Source organism: Streptomyces sp. NPDC048338 (assembly GCF_043201055.1).
In the GTDB taxonomy this organism is placed as follows: Bacteria; Actinomycetota; Actinomycetes; order Streptomycetales; family Streptomycetaceae; genus Streptomyces.
This window is the reverse complement of record NZ_JBICYQ010000014.1, coordinates 46,595-62,916: the sequence shown is the minus strand read 5'-3', so window position 1 is coordinate 62,916 and position 16,322 is coordinate 46,595. Positions and strand designations below refer to the sequence as shown.

Annotated in this window: 12 protein-coding genes and 1 pseudogene; 9 read left to right on the top strand and 4 right to left on the bottom strand. The window is 73.8% G+C overall.

Annotation, left to right across the window (positions count from 1 at the left end):
* Positions 1-3 precede the first annotated feature (3 nt).
* Both ACGFZF_RS29295 and ACGFZF_RS29290 read right to left on the bottom strand, forming a co-directional pair.
* Positions 4-315 (bottom strand): heavy-metal-associated domain-containing protein, encoded by a 312-nt coding sequence (locus ACGFZF_RS29295; protein WP_393558998.1) that lies wholly within the window; start codon positions 313-315, stop codon positions 4-6.
* A gap of 325 nt (positions 316-640) precedes the next feature.
* Positions 641-1,312: a TetR/AcrR family transcriptional regulator gene (locus ACGFZF_RS29290; protein WP_393558996.1), complete on the bottom strand. Its 672-nt coding sequence runs from the start codon at positions 1,310-1,312 to the stop codon at positions 641-643.
* A 163-nt stretch (positions 1,313-1,475) separates the two neighbouring features.
* Between ACGFZF_RS29290 and ACGFZF_RS29285 the strand changes: the two genes are divergently transcribed.
* A complete protein-coding gene (locus tag ACGFZF_RS29285) occupies positions 1,476-3,755 on the top strand; it encodes an MMPL family transporter (protein WP_393558994.1) in 2,280 nt (759 codons plus the stop codon).
* A gap of 118 nt (positions 3,756-3,873) precedes the next feature.
* On the opposite strand, the gene ACGFZF_RS29280 is transcribed toward ACGFZF_RS29285, so the two are convergent.
* Positions 3,874-4,071, bottom strand: a complete 198-nt coding sequence (locus tag ACGFZF_RS29280; protein WP_356598982.1) for a MerR family transcriptional regulator — start codon at positions 4,069-4,071, stop codon at positions 3,874-3,876.
* 244 nt (positions 4,072-4,315) lie between these two features.
* Positions 4,316-5,224, bottom strand: a complete 909-nt coding sequence (locus ACGFZF_RS29275; protein WP_393558991.1) for a sugar phosphate isomerase/epimerase family protein — start codon at positions 5,222-5,224, stop codon at positions 4,316-4,318.
* A gap of 128 nt (positions 5,225-5,352) precedes the next feature.
* Here ACGFZF_RS29275 and iolC point away from each other — a divergent pair.
* The 8 genes and pseudogenes from iolC to ACGFZF_RS29235 all read left to right on the top strand — a co-directional run.
* Positions 5,353-6,345, top strand: a pseudogene (gene iolC / locus ACGFZF_RS29270) (5-dehydro-2-deoxygluconokinase); the annotation flags it as partial.
* Positions 6,346-6,799: 454 nt separating this feature from the next.
* Positions 6,800-7,660: a deoxyribose-phosphate aldolase gene (locus tag ACGFZF_RS29265; protein WP_393559322.1), complete on the top strand. Its 861-nt coding sequence runs from the start codon at positions 6,800-6,802 to the stop codon at positions 7,658-7,660.
* Positions 7,661-7,679: 19 nt separating this feature from the next.
* On the top strand, positions 7,680-8,486 hold the full coding sequence (iolB, locus tag ACGFZF_RS29260) for a 5-deoxy-glucuronate isomerase (RefSeq protein ID WP_393558989.1): 807 nt from the start codon (positions 7,680-7,682) through the stop codon (positions 8,484-8,486).
* Positions 8,483-10,351, top strand: a complete 1,869-nt coding sequence (gene iolD / locus ACGFZF_RS29255; protein WP_393558987.1) for a 3D-(3,5/4)-trihydroxycyclohexane-1,2-dione acylhydrolase (decyclizing) — start codon at positions 8,483-8,485, stop codon at positions 10,349-10,351. The genes iolB and iolD overlap by 4 nt, the downstream gene beginning before the upstream one ends.
* 14 nt (positions 10,352-10,365) lie before the next feature.
* Entirely contained in the window at positions 10,366-11,868 is a 1,503-nt protein-coding gene (gene mmsA, locus ACGFZF_RS29250; RefSeq protein WP_356598970.1) for a CoA-acylating methylmalonate-semialdehyde dehydrogenase, read from the top strand.
* 76 nt (positions 11,869-11,944) lie between these two features.
* Complete coding sequence (locus tag ACGFZF_RS29245; protein WP_393558984.1) at positions 11,945-12,565, top strand: DUF4291 domain-containing protein; 621 nt, start codon at positions 11,945-11,947, stop codon at positions 12,563-12,565.
* 192 nt (positions 12,566-12,757) lie between these two features.
* The gene (locus ACGFZF_RS29240; RefSeq protein ID WP_393558982.1) at positions 12,758-15,463 is read left to right on the top strand and encodes a CocE/NonD family hydrolase; all 2,706 of its coding nucleotides are present in this window, start codon (positions 12,758-12,760) and stop codon (positions 15,461-15,463) included.
* On the top strand, positions 15,460-16,317 hold the full coding sequence (locus tag ACGFZF_RS29235; protein ID WP_147978070.1) for an ABC transporter permease: 858 nt from the start codon (positions 15,460-15,462) through the stop codon (positions 16,315-16,317). Before ACGFZF_RS29240 ends, ACGFZF_RS29235 begins: the two co-directional genes overlap by 4 nt.
* Positions 16,318-16,322: the final 5 nt, after the last annotated feature.

The following is a 16,322-nucleotide window of genomic DNA, read 5'->3' as shown; positions in this document are numbered from 1 at the left end:
GGTTCAGACCCGGCCGACCAGCTCGTAGCCGGCCTCGTCCACGGCGGCGCGCACGGCCTCCTCGTCGAGGGGTGCGTCGGAGGTGACGGTGACCCGGCCGGTGGCGGCGACGGCCGTGACGGAGGAGACGCCCGCGAGCTCGGAGAGCTCGCCGGAGACCGCGCCCTCGCAGTGCCCGCAGGTCATGCCCTTGACCTCGTAGACGGTGGTGACGCCGCCCGCCTGGGCGTCCGCCGCACCGTCGTGACACGAGCCGGACGGCGAGCAGCAGCTGCCGGTGACCTGGGGAAGTTCGGTCTTCGTCTCGGCGGTCATGACGTTCTCCTCTTCGAGGGTGGAGCCGGTTCAGGCTCGTACAGTGCCACAGCCTATACCCCTAGGGGGTATAAAATCCACCGGAGCCACGGCCTCTCCGGCGCGGCGGGCGCGCACCCGGGGGCCGGTCGGGGCGGCGGGCGCGCGGGGCGGTGGGCGCGCGGGGCGGTGGGCGCGCACGGAAGGCGCCGGGCCGGTCGCGGGGCCGGTCCGGTGCGGAGATGCGCGGTGGGGGTCGCTCGCGGCGACGGGCCGGAGGTGCCGTCGGCCGGCGGCGGGGCGGGTGGCGTGGCGGCCCGGCGGTGGGTGGTGCGGCCGTCTGGTGTCAGAGACCGAGCGGTGCGGTGGCGGCCGGGGGGCCCGTGACGTTGGCGTCGCCGATCACCGGGTCGAGGTAGCGCAGCAGGACCCGCTTCAGCTCGACGATCGTGGCGTCCCGCTCGGGACCTTCGGGCGCGGCGAGGACCAGGGCGAGGCCGCCCTTGAACACCGCGAAGGTCATGTCGGCGATCACCGCGCGCTCCGCGACGGGGAGGTCGGGGAGGTAGTGGCCGAGCAGGTCGCGGACCCTGGCCAGCAGTGAGGCGTGCAGTTCGTCGTGCTCCTCCGCGATCTTGCCCGGGATGTCGGAACCGTGCATCAGGGCGAGGAAGACCGGGTTCTCGCAGTTGAACTCGATGAGCGGGTCGACGACCGCGTCGATCAGTTCGGGGAGGGGGAGTTCGAAGTTCTCCGGGGTGAACGCCTGGCCGTGGGCCTCGCGCATCTCGTGCATCAGGCGCCCGCCGAGCTCGACGGCGATCGCCTCCTTGTTCGGGAAGTACTGGTAGAGCGTCCCCGGCGAGACGCTTGCCTCCCGGGCGATCGCGTTGGTGCTGCTCGCCGAGTAGCCGTTGGCGCAGAAGACGCTCGCGGCGGCCTGGAGCAGTTGCGCGATGCGCCGCTCACCGCGCGCCTGGCGGCGGCGCGGCTTCGGTTCGGCGGTTTCCTCGGGCATGGCTGTCCCCAGCTTTCTGGACACGTTTGACAAACACGAGAGGTCGCTCGCATTCTTGGGAAACGCGAGCGAGGACTCGTGTTTGCCAGTCTATGGCAATGGGCGACCCATGCGGCCTGCCGGGAAGCGAGCGCATGGGTCACGGTGAAGGGGACACCGCGTCATGGCCGAAGTCAAGAATTCAGGGACCGCCCGCGGCGGGGGGTGGACCCGGTTCGTCACGGCCAGGCCGCGCCTGTCGCTCCTGGTGGCGCTGGTGATCACCGCGCTCGCCGTCGTCGCGGGGAGCGGGGTCGGCGATCGCATGGGGAGCGGCGGCTGGGAGGACCCGGACGCCGAGTCCACGTACGCGACACAGGTGCTGGAGCGGGAGTTCCCCGCCTCCCAGCCCAATGTGCTGCTGCTCCTGGACGCGGGGGCGGCCGGGGTCGACGATCCCGCCGTCGCCGCCGAGGCCCGGCGGACGGCCGAGCGCCTCGACGCCGAGCCCGGCGTCAGCGGCGTCGGCTCGTACTGGGCGACCGGGTCGCCCACCCTGCGCTCGAAGGACGGACGGCAGGCCGTCATCGCCGCCCGGATCGAGGGCGAGGAGAAGGAGGCCGGCGAGATCCTCCAGCGGATCGCGCCCGCCTACCGCGGCACGCACGGTCCGGTCGAGGTGTCCCTCGGCGGCCCGCTCGCCGTGCGGCACGAGATGCAGACGGTGATCCAGGAGGACCTGCTGCGTGCCGAGCTGATCGCCCTGCCGGTGACGCTCGTCCTGCTCGTCATGGTCTTCGGGAGCGCCGTCGCGGCCCTGCTGCCGCTGGGCATCGGCATCGTCGCCATCCTCGGCACGAACGCGGTGCTGCGCGGACTCACCGAGTTCACCGACGTCTCCGTCTTCGCGCAGAACCTGACCACGGCGCTCGGCCTCGGACTCGCCATCGACTACGCGCTCTTCGTGGTCCGCCGCTTCCGCGAGGAGCTGGCGGGCGGCGCCGACACCCGGACCGCCGTGGGGACCACCCTGCGCACGGCGGGGCGGACGGTGCTCTTCTCCGCGCTGACCGTGGCCGTCTCGCTCGCCGCGATGCTGGTCTTCCCGCAGTACTTCCTCCGCTCCTTCGCCTACGCCGGGATCGCCGTCGTGCTCCTGGCCGCCGCGGCGGCGCTGATCCTGCTGCCCGCGGCGCTGATGCTCCTCGGCGACCGGGTCAACGCGCTCGACCTGCGCCGGCTCTTCGTCCGCCGCCGGGCCGTGCGGGCCGGCGACGGCGCCGGACCGGCCGAGGCCGGCCGGGGCGACGAGGGCGGGGCGGGCTGGGCCCGGACGGCGGCGCTCGTGATGCGGCGTGCTCCGGTCTTCGTCGTGGCGACCACCGCCGGCCTCGTCCTGCTCGGACTGCCCTTCCTGGGCGTGAAGTTCGGCACGGCCGACGACCGGCAGCTGCCCTCGACCTCGGAGTCGCGGGTGGTGCAGGACCAGCTGCGCGACGGCTTCCCCGGCAGCCCGGGCGGCGGCCTGACCGTGCTCGCCGAGGGCGGCGCCACGCCGGCGCAGTACGCCGACTACCGCGAGCGGATCGCGGACCTGCCCGGGGTGGAGCGGGTGGACGGCCCGGTGACCTCCGGATCCGGGGCTCGCGCCCACGCCTACTTCACCGTCGTGCCCGAGGGTGAGGCCGTCGGCGAGGGCGCCCAGCGTGTGGTGGGCGAACTGCGGGCCCAAGAGGCCCCGTTCGACACCTCCGTGACCGGGGCGGCGGCCGTGCTGACCGACTCCAAGGACGCCATAGCCGACCGGCTCCCCTGGGCGGCGGCGATCATCGTCGTGATCACCCTGCTCCTGGTCTTCCTGCTCACCGGCAGCGTGCTGATCCCGCTCCAGGCCGTCGTCCTCAACGCCCTCAGCCTCACGGCGATGTTCGGCGCGGTCGTCTGGGTCTTCCAGGAGGGGCACCTGTCCGGGCTGCTCGGCTTCACCGCCACGGGCGACATCGAGACCACGCTGCCGGTCCTGATGTTCTGTGTCGCCTTCGGACTCTCCATGGACTACGGGGTCTTCCTGCTCTCCCGGATCAAGGAGGAGTACGACGCCACGGGCGACCACGAGCACTCCGTGCGGTTCGGTCTCCGGCGCACCGGCGGGCTGATCACCGCCGCCGCGGTGATCCTGGCCGTCGTGATGGTCGCCATCGGCACCTCCCGGGTGACCAACACCAAGATGCTCGGCCTCGGGGTCGCGCTCGCCGTGCTGATGGACGCCATGGTGGTGCGCAGCCTGCTCGTGCCGTCCGTGATGAAGCTGACGGGCCGGCTGACCTGGTGGGCCCCGGGACCGCTGCGCCGCTTCCACGACCGCTTCGGGATCAGCGAGGGCGGCGCCCCGGCGGCCGCGCCGGTCGCGGTGATGGAGGAGGGGGCCGAGGAGGCCCCGCGGGACAGGGAGCCGGTGGGCTGAGACCGCCGCGCCGCCCTCGCCGGGCCCGGACGGCCTGTCCGGGCCCGGCGGGGGCCGACGGCGGCACGAGGACGGGCGGGCCCGGCGGGGTGCGGGGCCCTTCGGCGCGGGCGCGCGGTCAGTACCGGCGGCTGCGGTTGCCCGGACGGTTCGCGACCCAGGTGCGGATGGTGTCCGGGTCCCAGTAGGGCTTGCCCGACTCCACGTGGTCGGGCGGCGGAAGCAGTCCGTGCTTCCGGTAGGAGCGGACGGTGTCCGGCTGCACCTTGATGTGCGCGGCAATGTCCTTGTAGGACCAGAGCCTTCTGTCCGTCATGCGGGCACCTCCCTGCGCGTCACGCAGCGGCGGCGGAAGTGCCGTCGGGGGAGCTGCGGGGCGCGCGCTGGCGATCACTGAGCCTGTGCCGGGTGAACGACACCCCCCGACCGGAGGAGAGCGGCTGTTGAACGCCTGTGACGGAAAGCCCGCGTAATGGAGATATGTGTGACGACAGGGGGACGGATGTGACGTACGTGACACACGGTCATGTCGCGTACCGAAACGGCCTGTTCGGACCCGGTCAGGCTCCGCAGGAACGCAGGAAGCGTCGCGTGCGTACGGCGATCGGATACGGCCGGTCCGGCTCGCACGGGTACATGTCCTGTTCGACGATGGCGAAGAGCTCCACGCCCAGCCCCTGCGCCGCCGCCAGGACCGGTTCGAGGGCGGGCACCCCGGCGGGCGGCTCGCACATCACCCCCCGCGCCACGGCCGGCCCGAAGGGCAGTTCCTCCGCCACCACCCCGGCCAGGACCTCCGGGTCGACCTGCTTGAGGTGGAGGTAGCCGATCCGCTCCCCGTACGTCTCGATCAGCTTCACGCTGTCGCCGCCGCAGTAGGCGTAGTGCCCGGTGTCCAGACAGAGGGCGACCAGATCGGGATCGGTGGCGTCCAGGAAGCGCGCCACGTTCTCCTCGCTGTCGATGTGGGTGTCGGCGTGCGGGTGGACCACGATCCGCAGGCCGTAGCGCTCCCGGACCTCCCGGCCGAGCCGCTCGGTGAGTCCCGTCAGCTGCCGCCACTGCTCGATGTCGAGCGTCCGGTCCTCCAGGACCGCGCCGGTCTTGTCGTCCCGCCAGAAGGACGGGATCACGACCAGGTGCTCCGCGCCCATGGCCTGGGCCAAGGAGGCGTTCTCGGCCACCTGCGCCCAGGTCCTCTCCCAGACCGCGGGGCCGTGGTGCAGCCCGGTGAACACCGTCGCCGCGGACACCTTCAGTCCGCGCCGGGCCGTCTCGTCGGTCAGGAGCGCGGGGTCGGTGGGCAGATAGCCGTACGGCCCGAGTTCGATCCACGTGTAGCCGGCGCCCGCCACCTCGTCGAGGAAGCGCTGCCAGGGCACCTGCCGGGGATCGTCGGGGAACCAGACGCCCCAGGAATCGGGGGCGGAGCCGATGCGGATACGGGACAGTGGTGACGGCTTCGTCATGCAAGCCACCTTGACCGGGTCCGCGGAGCACCGTCAAGACGGTCGTCCGAATGTAAGGACATGGCGTTGACAGCGTTCCCGGCGGACGGCTAGACCTGGGTGCGGGGCCGAGGCGAGAGGTGACGTGCATGGAGACGGAGCCGGGGACCGCGCCGCGCCACAGGCCGGACACCGAGCCCTACGACCTGATCACCATGGGACGCATCGGCGTGGACCTGTACCCCCTTCAGGTCGGGGTACCGCTGGCCCGGGTCGAGAGCTTCGGCAAGTTCCTCGGCGGCTCGCCCTCGAACGTCGCCGTCGCGGCCGCCCGGCTCGGCCGCCGCACGGCCGTCATCACCCGTACGGGCGCCGACCCTTTCGGGGACTACCTGCACCGCGAACTCCGCGCGTTCGGCGTGGACGACCGCTGGGTGACGCCCGTGACGGCGTACCCGACGCCGGTCACCTTCTGCGAGATCTTCCCGCCCGACGACTTCCCGATCCACTTCTACCGGCAGCCCAAGGCCCCGGACCTGGAGATCCACCCGCACGAGCTCGACCTCGCGGCGATCCGCTCCGCGCGCGCCTTCTGGGTGACGGGCACGGGCCTGAGCGCCGAGCCGAGCCGGGCCGCCACCCTCGCGGCGCTCCGGGAACGCGACCGCGCCGGCCTGACCGTCCTCGACCTGGACTGGCGCCCGGCGCTCTGGGCCGACCCCGCCGAGGCCGCCCCGCTCTACCGTGCGGCGCTCGGCGGGGCGACGGTCGCCGTCGGCAACCTCGACGAGTGCGCGATCGCGACGGGGGAGCGGGAGCCCGACGCCGCCGCCCGCGCCCTGCTCGACGCGGGCGTGCGGCTCGCGGTCGTCAAGCAGGGCCCGAAAGGAGTCCTCGCGCTCGCCGCGGACGGCGAACGGGCGGAGGTCCCGCCCCTGCCGGTCGAGGTGGTCAACGGGCTGGGCGCGGGCGACGCGTTCGGCGGGGCGCTCGCGCACGGCCTGCTCGCCGGCTGGGACCTGGACCGCACGATCCGCTGGGCCAACGCGGCCGGCGCGATCGTCGCGGGCCGCCTCGCCTGCTCCCCGGCGATGCCGTACGAGGACGAGATCGCCCAGGCTCTGGCCGCGGGCACCGCCTCGATCCCGGAACGGACGCCCCCCGCACCCCACCCGGCCCCGCCGGACCATCCGGGCCGCACGGACCATCCGGCCCCACCGGACCGGACGCCCCGCCCCGCCGCCGCGGACCACCCCGGCCACCCGGCCCCGGCGGACCGCCCCGACCACCCCACCCGCCCCGACCACCCGAGCGACCCCGGCCACCCGCCCCGCCCTGACGGCCCGGAGCAGCGCCATGACCGGTGACGGCACCACCCCCGCCGCCCCCGCGGGCCCGGCGGACGAGCCCGACGGTCCGTACCACCTGGCCGCCGCGCCCCGCCCGCCCGGCGCGTACCGCACGCCCCGCCCCGCCCCGCTGCTCCCGCCCCCGTCGCCCCCACCGCGCGACCGCCGTGCCCCGGGCACCCTCCCCGGTCCCGGTGCGCGCGGCGCGACCGGCGGACGCGTACCCGACCTCGACGGGCTCGTCACGCTGCGGGCCCACCACCCCGAGGCCGTCGCCGAAGCCGCCACCCGCCGCCGCACCCGGCCCCTTCTGCGGGGCCGCGACCGGCTGCTGATCGTCGCCGCCGACCATCCCGCCCGCGGCTCGCTGGCCGTCGGCGCCCGGCCGTACGCCATGGCCAACCGGGCCGACCTGCTGCGCCGCCTCTGCCTCGCCCTGTCCCGGCCCGGCGTCGACGGAGTCCTCGCCTCCGCCGACGTCCTCGACGACCTGCTGCTGCTCGGTGCCCTGGACGACCGTCTCGCCATCGGCTCGATGAACCGCGGCGGCCTCGCCGGCGCCTCCTTCGAGCTCGACGACCGCTTCACCGGCCACCGTCCCCAGGACCTCGCCCGCCTCGGCTTCGACGCCGGCAAGCTGCTCCTGCGCATCGACCCCGACGATCCCGGCTCGCTGCGCACCCTCCACTCCGCCGCCCGCGCCGTCGACGAGATGGCCGCCCTGCGCCTGCCCGTCTTCGTCGAACCCTTCCTCTGCCGGCGCGACGCGGCCGGACTGCTCCACAACGACCTCTCCGCCGAGGCCGTCACCACCTCGCTCGCCGTCGCCTCCGGGCTCGGCGGCACCTCCGCCTACACCTGGCTCAAGGTCCCCGTCACCGACGACCCCGACGACATGGCCCGCGTCATGGAGACCACCACCCTCCCCGCCGTCCTCCTCGGCGGCGACCCCGGGCCGGGACAGGACGCGCAGGAACATGTGTACGAGAAATGGCGTGGTGCTCTGCGTCTGCCCACCGTCCGGGGCCTGGTCGTCGGCCGCACCCTGCTGTACCCGGCGGACGGCGATGTGGCCGGAGCCGTCGATACCGCGGCGAGTCTGCTGTAAGAAGGGGTAGGCACCGACCATGAACTCCTTGCACCTGCCCGCCGGGACCGCCTCCCGCGGGCCGTACGCCCTCCACGTCGACCCCGAACGGGCCGGCTGGGGGTACTCCGCACTGCGCGTCCTCGAACTCGCCCCGGGAGGCACCCACCTCCTGGACGCCGGGGAAAGCGAGTGGATCGTGCTTCCGCTCACCGGCGGCTGTACGGTGCAGATCGACGACGAGATCCTTGAACTACTGGGCCGCGAGAGCGTGTTCGACGGAGTCTCCGACTTCGCGTACGTGCCCCGCGACGCCCGTGCCCAGATCGCCTCCGGTGCGGGAGGCCGCTTCGCTTTGGCAGGAGCGAAGTGCGAGCGACGACTCCCCGCACGCTACGGCCCCGCGCCGGAGGTTCCCGTCGAGGCCCGCGGCAGCGGCAGCCAGGCCCGCCGGGTCCGCAACTTCGCGGCGGCGGACGCCTTCGACTGCGACCGACTGATCGCCGTCGAGGTGATCACCCCCGGCGGCAACTGGTCGTCCTACCCGCCGCACAAGCACGACGAGCACCGCCCCGGCCGGGAGTCCGAACTGGAGGAGATCTACTACTACGAGATCCGCCGGTCCGGCGTCGGCTACCAGCGGATCACCCCCTCCCGGCCCGGCGGCGCCGATCTGCTCGCCGAGGTCGGCAGCGGCGACGCCGTGCTCGTTCCCGACGGCTGGCACGGGCCGTCGATCGCCCAGCCGGGACACGACATGTACTACCTCAACGTCATGGCGGGACCTGGACCCGAGCGCGAGTGGAAGATCTGCTTCCACCCCGACCACGCGGAGGGATACCGGTGACCGTCCTCACCGTCGCCCAGGCGCTCGTGCGGTTCCTCGCCGCCCAGTACACCGAACGCGACGGCGAGCGGCGGCGGTTGATCGCCGCGACCTGGGGCATCTTCGGGCACGGCAACGTCGCCGGGATCGGCCAGGCCCTCGTCGAGTACGCCGACGACCCCGCCTGCCGGATGCCCTTCCACCAGGGCCGCAACGAGCAGGCCATGGTGCACGCCGCCGTCGGATACGCCCGCCAGTCGAACCGGCTCTCCGCCCACGCCGTGACCACCTCCATCGGCCCGGGCGCCACCAACCTCGTCACCGGCGCGGCCCTGGCCACCGTCAACCGGCTTCCCGTGCTCCTCCTGCCCGGCGACACCTTCGCCGCCCGGCCCGCCGACCCCGTCCTCCAGCAGCTCGAAGTCCCCCACGCGGGCGATGTCTCGGTCAACGACTGCCTGCGCCCCGTCTCGGCGTACTTCGACCGCGTCACCCGCCCCGAGGCGCTGATCCCGGCCGCGCTCGCCGCGGCGCGCGTCCTCACCGACCCCGTCGCCACCGGCGCGGTCACCCTCGCGCTGCCGCAGGACGTCCAGGCGCAGGCGTACGACTGGCCCGAGGAGTTCTTCGCCGAGCGGATCTGGACGGTCCGCCGGCCCCGCCCCGACAGGGCCGAACTCGAAGCGGCCGTAGGGGCGGTCAGGGCGGCGGAACGGCCGCTCATCATCGCCGGCGGCGGCGTCAGGTACAGCGGCGCCGAGAGCGCCCTCCGGGCCTTCGCGGAACAGGCCCGCATCCCCGTCGCCGTCACCCAGGCCGGCAAGGGCGTCCTGCCGTACGACCACCCCTGCGAGGTCGGCGGCATCGGCCACACCGGCACCGGTACGGCCGACGCGCTCGCCCGCGCCGGCGACCTGGTCATCGGCGTCGGCACCCGCTACACCGACTTCACCACCGCCTCCGGCACCCTCTTCCGCGCGGACGCCCGCTTCCTCAACCTGAACATCGCCGGTTTCGACGCCCACAAGCAGAGCGCGCTGCCCCTCGTCGGCGACGCCCGCGAATCGCTCGCCGCCCTGACCGAGGCCCTCGGCGACCACCCGCCGGGCGAGGTCCGGTGGGAGTCCGCCCAGCGGGACTGGCAGGAGCGGACCGACGCCGCGTACGCCACCCCCGACGAGGACGCCCGGCCCACGCAGACCCAGGTCCTCGGCGTACTCGACACCCTGGTCACCGGGGACGACATCCTGATCAACGCGGCCGGTTCGCTCCCCGGGGACCTGCACAAGCTCTGGCGTGTCCGCTCCACGGACCAGTACCACGTGGAGTACGGGTACTCCTGCATGGGCTACGAGATCCCGGCGGCGATCGGGGTCTCGCTCGCCGCTCCCGGCCGGCCTGTGTGGGCGCTCGTCGGTGACGGTACGTATCTGATGAACCCCACCGAAATCGTCACGGCGGTCCAGGAAGGAGTCCCGATCAAGGTGGTCATCCTGCAGAACCACGGGTACGCGTCCATCGGCGGGCTCTCCGAGGCCGTCGGCGCGGAGCGGTTCGGCACCGCCTACCGCTACCGGGGCCCCGACGGCCGCTTCACCGGGGCGCCCCTCCCCGTCGACCTGGCCGCCAACGCGGCCTCCCTCGGCATGCGGGTGCTGCGTGCACACACCGTGCGTGACCTGCGACAAGCCCTCGCCGACGCCCGGGCGGCGACCGTCCCCACATGTGTCTACGTCGAGACCGAAACGGCAGACACAGTGTCGGGCCCGCCCCCCGCCCAGGCGTGGTGGGATGTGCCCGTGGCCGAGACCTCGACCCGCTCGTCGGCGGTCAAGGCCCGGGAGGAGTACGCCCGGCACGTCACCGCCCGACGCCGCCATCTCTGAAGGAGCAATTCGTCATGACGAAGACCGTCAACCACTGGATCGGTGGAAAGACCGTCGAGGGCACGTCGGGCAACTGGGGCCCGGTCACCGACCCGGCCACCGGCGCCGTCACCACGCAGGTCGCGCTGGCCTCGGTGGAGGAGGTCGACGCGGCGGTGGCCACCGCCAAGGCCGCCTTCGAGACGTGGGGCACGGCGTCCCTGGCCCAGCGCACCACCGTCCTCTTCAAGTTCCGCGCGCTGCTGGACGCCAACCGCGACGCGATCGCCGAGCTGATCACCGCCGAGCACGGCAAGGTGCACTCGGACGCGCTGGGCGAGGTGGCCCGCGGCCTGGAGATCGTCGACCTGGCCTGCGGCATCACCACCCAGCTCAAGGGCGAGCTGTCCACCCAGGTGTCGAACCGGGTGGACGTGGCCGCGATCCGCCAGCCCGTGGGCGTCGTCGCCGGCATCACGCCGTTCAACTTCCCGGCCATGGTGCCGATGTGGATGTTCCCCCTGGCCATCGCCTGCGGCAACACCTTCATCCTCAAGCCGAGCGAGAAGGACCCGTCCGCCTCGCTGAAGATCGCCGAGCTGCTCGCCGAGGCGGGCCTGCCGGACGGTGTCTTCAACGTCGTGCACGGCGACAAGGTGGCCGTCGATCGGCTCCTGGAGCACCCGGACGTCTCGGCGATCTCCTTCGTCGGCTCGACCCCGATCGCCCGCCACATCCACACCACCGCCTCGGCGCGGGGCAAGCGCGTCCAGGCGCTGGGCGGCGCGAAGAACCACATGCTGGTGCTGCCCGACGCGGACCTCGACGCGGCGGCCGACGCCGCGGTCTCGGCGGCGTACGGCTCCGCCGGCGAGCGCTGCATGGCGATCTCGGCGGTCGTCGCCGTCGGCCACATCGCCGACGAGCTGGTGGAGAAGATCCGCGAGCGCGCCGAGAAGATCAAGATCGGTCCCGGCAACGACCCGGCCTCCGAGATGGGCCCGCTCATCACGGCCGTCCATCGTGACAAGGTCGCCTCGTACGTGAAGGGCGCGGCGGACGAGGGCTGCGAGGTCGTCCTCGACGGCACCGGCCACACGGTCGAGGGCTACGAGGACGGCCACTGGATCGGCCTCTCGCTCCTGGACCACGTCCCCACCACCGCCAAGGCCTACCAGGACGAGATCTTCGGCCCGGTGCTGTGCGTGCTGCGCACCGAGACCTACGAGGAGGGCCTCGCCCTCATCAACGCCTCGCCGTTCGGCAACGGCACCGCGATCTTCACCCGCGACGGCGGCGCCGCCCGCCGCTTCCAGATGGAGGTCGAGGCCGGCATGGTCGGCGTGAACGTCCCGATCCCGGTCCCCGTCGGCTACCACTCCTTCGGTGGCTGGAAGGACTCGCTCTTCGGGGACCACCACATCTACGGCAACGACGGCGTCCACTTCTACACCCGCGGCAAGGTCGTCACGACCCGCTGGCCGGACCCGTCCGAGGCGCCCTCCGGCGTGGACCTGGGCTTCCCCCGCAACCACTGACGGACTCCCGGCGGGCCGGTGTCGGATCCGCAAAACGACTGGCCCCCAGGGCGCGCGACGGCGCATCCTGGGGGCCATGTCCGTCCCTCCGAAGCACCAGATCCGCGCCCTGCACACCGAGTCGACGGTGACCGTCTACCAGGCGTACGACCCCTCCCTCGGACTTCCGGCCGCGCGCGACGGGCGCTTCCCGGCCGCGTGGAAGCGGGAGCGGATGACCTGGATCAAGCCGTCGTTCCTGTGGATGATGTACCGCTGCGGCTGGGGCCTGAAGGAGGGCCAGCAGACCGTCCTCGCCGTCGAGATCACCCACGCCGGCTTCGCCTGGGCCCTGCGCAACGCCTGCCTCTCCCACTACGTCCGGGGCGTCCACCCCGATCGCGACGCCTGGAGCCGCGACCTGCGGCGGTCGCCGGCCCGGGTCCAGTGGGACCCCGAGCGCGACCTGCGGCTGGCCGCGCTGCCGTACCGCTCCCTCCAGCTGGGGCTCTCGGGAGAGGCGTCGCGCCGCTACGCGGACGAGTGGACGGTCGGCATCCGGGACGTCACCCCGCTCGCCCACCGGATCCACGCCCTCGTACGGGCCGGCGAGCTCGACGCCGCCCGGGCGGAGCTGCCCGAGGAACGGCCCTACCCGGCCGGTCCCGAACTCCTCGCCCACCTGGTCGCCGAGGAGCCCGCGTCCGATCGGGCCTGATCGGCAGGACACCTCCCAGCCGCCCGCGCGCGTCCCGCCCCGGCCGCCGCGCACCTCCCCGTGCCGCCCGCGCGCCCGCCCGGCATACCGCGCCTGGTGTACGCGCGACGTGTGGCGTACCTCTCGGGGAGGCCGCCGACTTCCGCCTTCCGGCAGCCGTACCACCCCGGACGTCCGCCTAGGCTCGGACCCATGAAGCTCCGACTTCCCCGGTGGGCCGCGGTCACCGCCGCCCTCGCCGTGCTCGCGGGCGCCGGCACCTGGACCGCCGTCGCCTCGGACGACCCGTCCCCCGTGGACCGCGCGGACCAGGTGCTCGACGTGCCCGGGGCGCGGCTCGACACCTCGTACTTCACGGACGGCGGCGGAGGCCGTCGTCCCGCCGTCCTGCTCGCGCACGGTTTCGGCGGCTCCAAGGACGACGTGCGCGCCCAGGCGGAGAGGCTCGCCCGCGACGGGTACGCCGTCCTGACCTGGTCCGCGCGCGGCTTCGGCGCCTCCACCGGACGGATCGGGCTCAACGACCCCGCGCACGAGGTCGAGGACGTCCGCACGCTCGTCGACTGGCTCGCGCGCCGGCCCGAGGTGCGGCTGGACAAGGACGGCGATCCGCGCGTCGGCGTCACCGGCGTGTCCTACGGCGGCGCGATCTCGCTGCTCGCCGCCGGGTACGACCCGCGGGTCGACGCGATCGCTCCCCAGATGACGTACTGGAACCTGGCCGACGCGCTCTTCCCGGACGGTGTCTTCAAGAAGCTCTGGGCCGGGATCTTCTTCACCACGGGGTCCGCGACCGGCGGCCCCGCGACGGCCGCCCGGCCGCCCGGCGGTCAGCGGCCCGGCGGGACCGACGGAGCCGCGGGCCCCGACGCGGGCGACTGCGGACGGTTCACCCCCGAACTCTGCGCCCTGTACGAGCGCGTCGCCGTCGCGGGGAAGCCCGACCCGGCCGCCCGCGCCCTCCTCGAGGCCCGCAGCCCCTCCGCCGTCGGGGACCGCATCAAGGTGCCCACGCTCATCGTGCAGGGGCAGACCGACTCCCTCTTCCCGCTGTCCCACGCCGACGCCATGGCCCGGACGATCGCCGCGGGCGGCGCCCCCGTCGCCGTCGACTGGATCGCGGGCGGCCACGACGGCGGCAACCGCGAGAGCGACCGGATCCAGGCCCGGGTCACCGCCTGGTTCGACCGCCATCTGAAGGGCGACACCGACGCCGACACCGGTCCGGCCTTCCGCGTCAGCCGTACCGGTGGGGTCGACTCCACCGACGGCCGGGCCACACTGCGCGGCGCGACCGCCGACCGCTACCCGGGTCTCTCGGCGGGCGGACGCACCCTCGCCCTCGACGGCGGCCGGCCGCAGTCCTTCCGCAACCCGGCCGGCGCGGCCCCGCCCGCCGTCTCGGCCGTCCCCGGCATCGGCGGCGGACTCTCCCAGCTGTCCTCCCTCGGCGTCGGGCTCTCCCTCGACTTCCCCGGCCAGTACGCCGCCTTCGAGACGAAGCCGCAGTCCGGCCCGCTGCGGATCACCGGCTCGCCCACGGTGCGCGTGAAGGTCACCTCGGACAGCGCCGACGGGTCCGCCGTCCTCTTCACCAAGGTGTACGACGTCGGCCCCGACGGGCAGCAGCAGGTGCTGCCCGCCCAGCTCGTCGCGCCCGTACGGGTCGAGGACGCCCGGCAGGGCAGGACCGTCGCGCTGACGCTGCCGGCCGTCGACCACGAGGTCGAGGCCGGGCACCGGCTGCGGCTGGTGCTCTCGGCCACCGACCTCGGCTACGCCTCCCCGGCCGCCCCCGCCACGTACACGGTCGCGGTCGAGAGCGGGCTGACCGTGCCGACCGCGCCCGCCGTGACGACGCAGGCGGCCGGACTGCCCTGGTGGGTCTGGGGCCTGCCGCTCGCCGGTGCCGTGATTGCCGCCGCCCTGCTGCTCACCGCCCGCCGCCGGACCACCGCACCCGCGCCGGACCCCGAACTCCTCTCCGTACCGCTGGAGATCACCGGACTGAGCAAGAAGTACGCGGGCGGCGACCGCTACAGCGTGCGGGACCTCTCCTTCCGCGTCGAGCAGGGCCAGGTCCTCGGGCTGCTCGGGCCCAACGGCGCGGGCAAGACCACCACCCTGCGGATGCTCATGGGGCTGATCACGCCCGACGAGGGCGAGATCCGGGTCTTCGGCCAGGCCATCCGGCCCGGCGCCCCGGTCCTCTCCCGGGTCGGCGCCTTCGTCGAGGGCGCGGGATTCCTGCCGCACCTGTCCGGCCGGGAGAACCTGGAGCTGTACTGGAAGGCCACCGGCCGTCCCGCCGAGGACGCCCACCTGGACGAGGCCCTGCGGATCGCGAACCTGGGCGGCGCCCTGGAGCGCGCCGTGCGGACCTACTCCCAGGGCATGCGGCAGCGGCTCGCGATCGCCCAGGCCATGCTCGGCCTGCCGGACCTGCTGATCCTCGACGAACCGACCAACGGACTCGACCCGCCCCAGATCCGCGAGATGCGGGACGTGATGATCCGCTACGCGGCCGGCGGCCGGACCGTCATCGTCTCCAGCCACCTGCTCGCCGAGGTCGAGCAGTCCTGCACCCACCTCGTGGTCATGGACCGCGGGCAGCTGGTGCAGGCCGGACCCGTCGCGGAGATCATCGGCGCGGGCGACATCCTGCTGGTGACCCTCGGCGACACCGTCCCCGACCCGCTCGTCGAGAAGATCGGGGCCCTGCCCGGGATCGGCGGCGCGGAGCGCTCCGCCGGCGGAGTCCTCGTCCGCCTCGACGGGGCGGACGCGACGGCCCTGATCGGGGAACTCGTCCGCCTCGACGTGCCCGTGACCGGTGTGGGACCGCACCGGCGCCTGGAGGACGCGTTCCTCACCCTCATCTCGGAAGGCTCGGCATGAGCACCCTGCTGGAGACCGCGCCGGGCTACCGCGCCCGGCACACCCTGCCCCTGCGCGTCGAGGCCGTCCGGCAGCTCAAGCGCCGCCGCACCCTCGTGATGGGGGCGGTGCTCGCCGCCCTGCCCTTCGTCCTGATCATCGCCTTCGCGATCGGCGGCGGCCCGGACGGCAACGGCAACGGCCGGATCACGCTGATGGACACGGCGACCGAGTCCGCCGCGAACTTCGCCGCCACCTGCCTCTTCGTCTCTGCCGGTTTCCTCCTCGTGATCCCGGTGGCGCTGTTCTGCGGGGACACCGTGGCCTCCGAGGCGGGCTGGTCCTCGCTGCGCTACCTCCTGGCCGCACCCGTGCCCCGGGCCCGGCTGCTGTGGTCCAAGCTCACCGTGGCCCTCGGGTTCAGCGCCGCCGCTATGGTCCTGCTGCCGCTGGTCGCGCTGGCCGCCGGCACGGTCGCCTACGGCTGGGGGCCGCTGCGCCTGCCCACCGGCGGGTCCCTGCCGGCGGGCGACTCGCTGCCCCGGCTCGCCCTCGCGGTCGCGTTCATCTTCGTCTCCCAGCTGGTCACCGCCGGACTGGCGTTCTGGCTCTCCACCCGGACCGACGCCCCGCTCGGCGCGGTCGGCGGCGCCGTCGGCCTGACGATCGTCGGCAACGTCCTGGACGCCGTGACCGCGCTCGGCGACTGGCGCGACTTCCTGCCCGCCCACTGGCAGTTCGCCTGGGCGGACGCGCTCCAGCCCCAGCTGGAGTGGGGCGGCATGGCGAAGGGGGCGGCGATCTCGGTGACCTACGCGCTGATCCTCTTCGCGCTGGCCTTCCGGGGATTCGCCCGCAAGGACATCGTGTCGTAGACCTC

Coding starts and splice junctions, on each gene's coding strand:
- ACGFZF_RS29240 (WP_393558982.1), top strand. CDS start 12,758: ATGAAGCTCCGACTTCCCCGGTGGGCCGCGGTCACCGCCGCCCTCGCC.
- ACGFZF_RS29280 (WP_356598982.1), bottom strand. CDS start 4,071: ATGACGGACAGAAGGCTCTGGTCCTACAAGGACATTGCCGCGCACATC.
- ACGFZF_RS29275 (WP_393558991.1), bottom strand. CDS start 5,224: ATGACGAAGCCGTCACCACTGTCCCGTATCCGCATCGGCTCCGCCCCC.
- ACGFZF_RS29245 (WP_393558984.1), top strand. CDS start 11,945: ATGTCCGTCCCTCCGAAGCACCAGATCCGCGCCCTGCACACCGAGTCG.
- ACGFZF_RS29290 (WP_393558996.1), bottom strand. CDS start 1,312: ATGCCCGAGGAAACCGCCGAACCGAAGCCGCGCCGCCGCCAGGCGCGC.
- iolB (WP_393558989.1), top strand. CDS start 7,680: ATGAACTCCTTGCACCTGCCCGCCGGGACCGCCTCCCGCGGGCCGTAC.
- ACGFZF_RS29295 (WP_393558998.1), bottom strand. CDS start 315: ATGACCGCCGAGACGAAGACCGAACTTCCCCAGGTCACCGGCAGCTGC.
- mmsA (WP_356598970.1), top strand. CDS start 10,366: ATGACGAAGACCGTCAACCACTGGATCGGTGGAAAGACCGTCGAGGGC.
- ACGFZF_RS29285 (WP_393558994.1), top strand. CDS start 1,476: ATGGCCGAAGTCAAGAATTCAGGGACCGCCCGCGGCGGGGGGTGGACC.
- ACGFZF_RS29235 (WP_147978070.1), top strand. CDS start 15,460: ATGAGCACCCTGCTGGAGACCGCGCCGGGCTACCGCGCCCGGCACACC.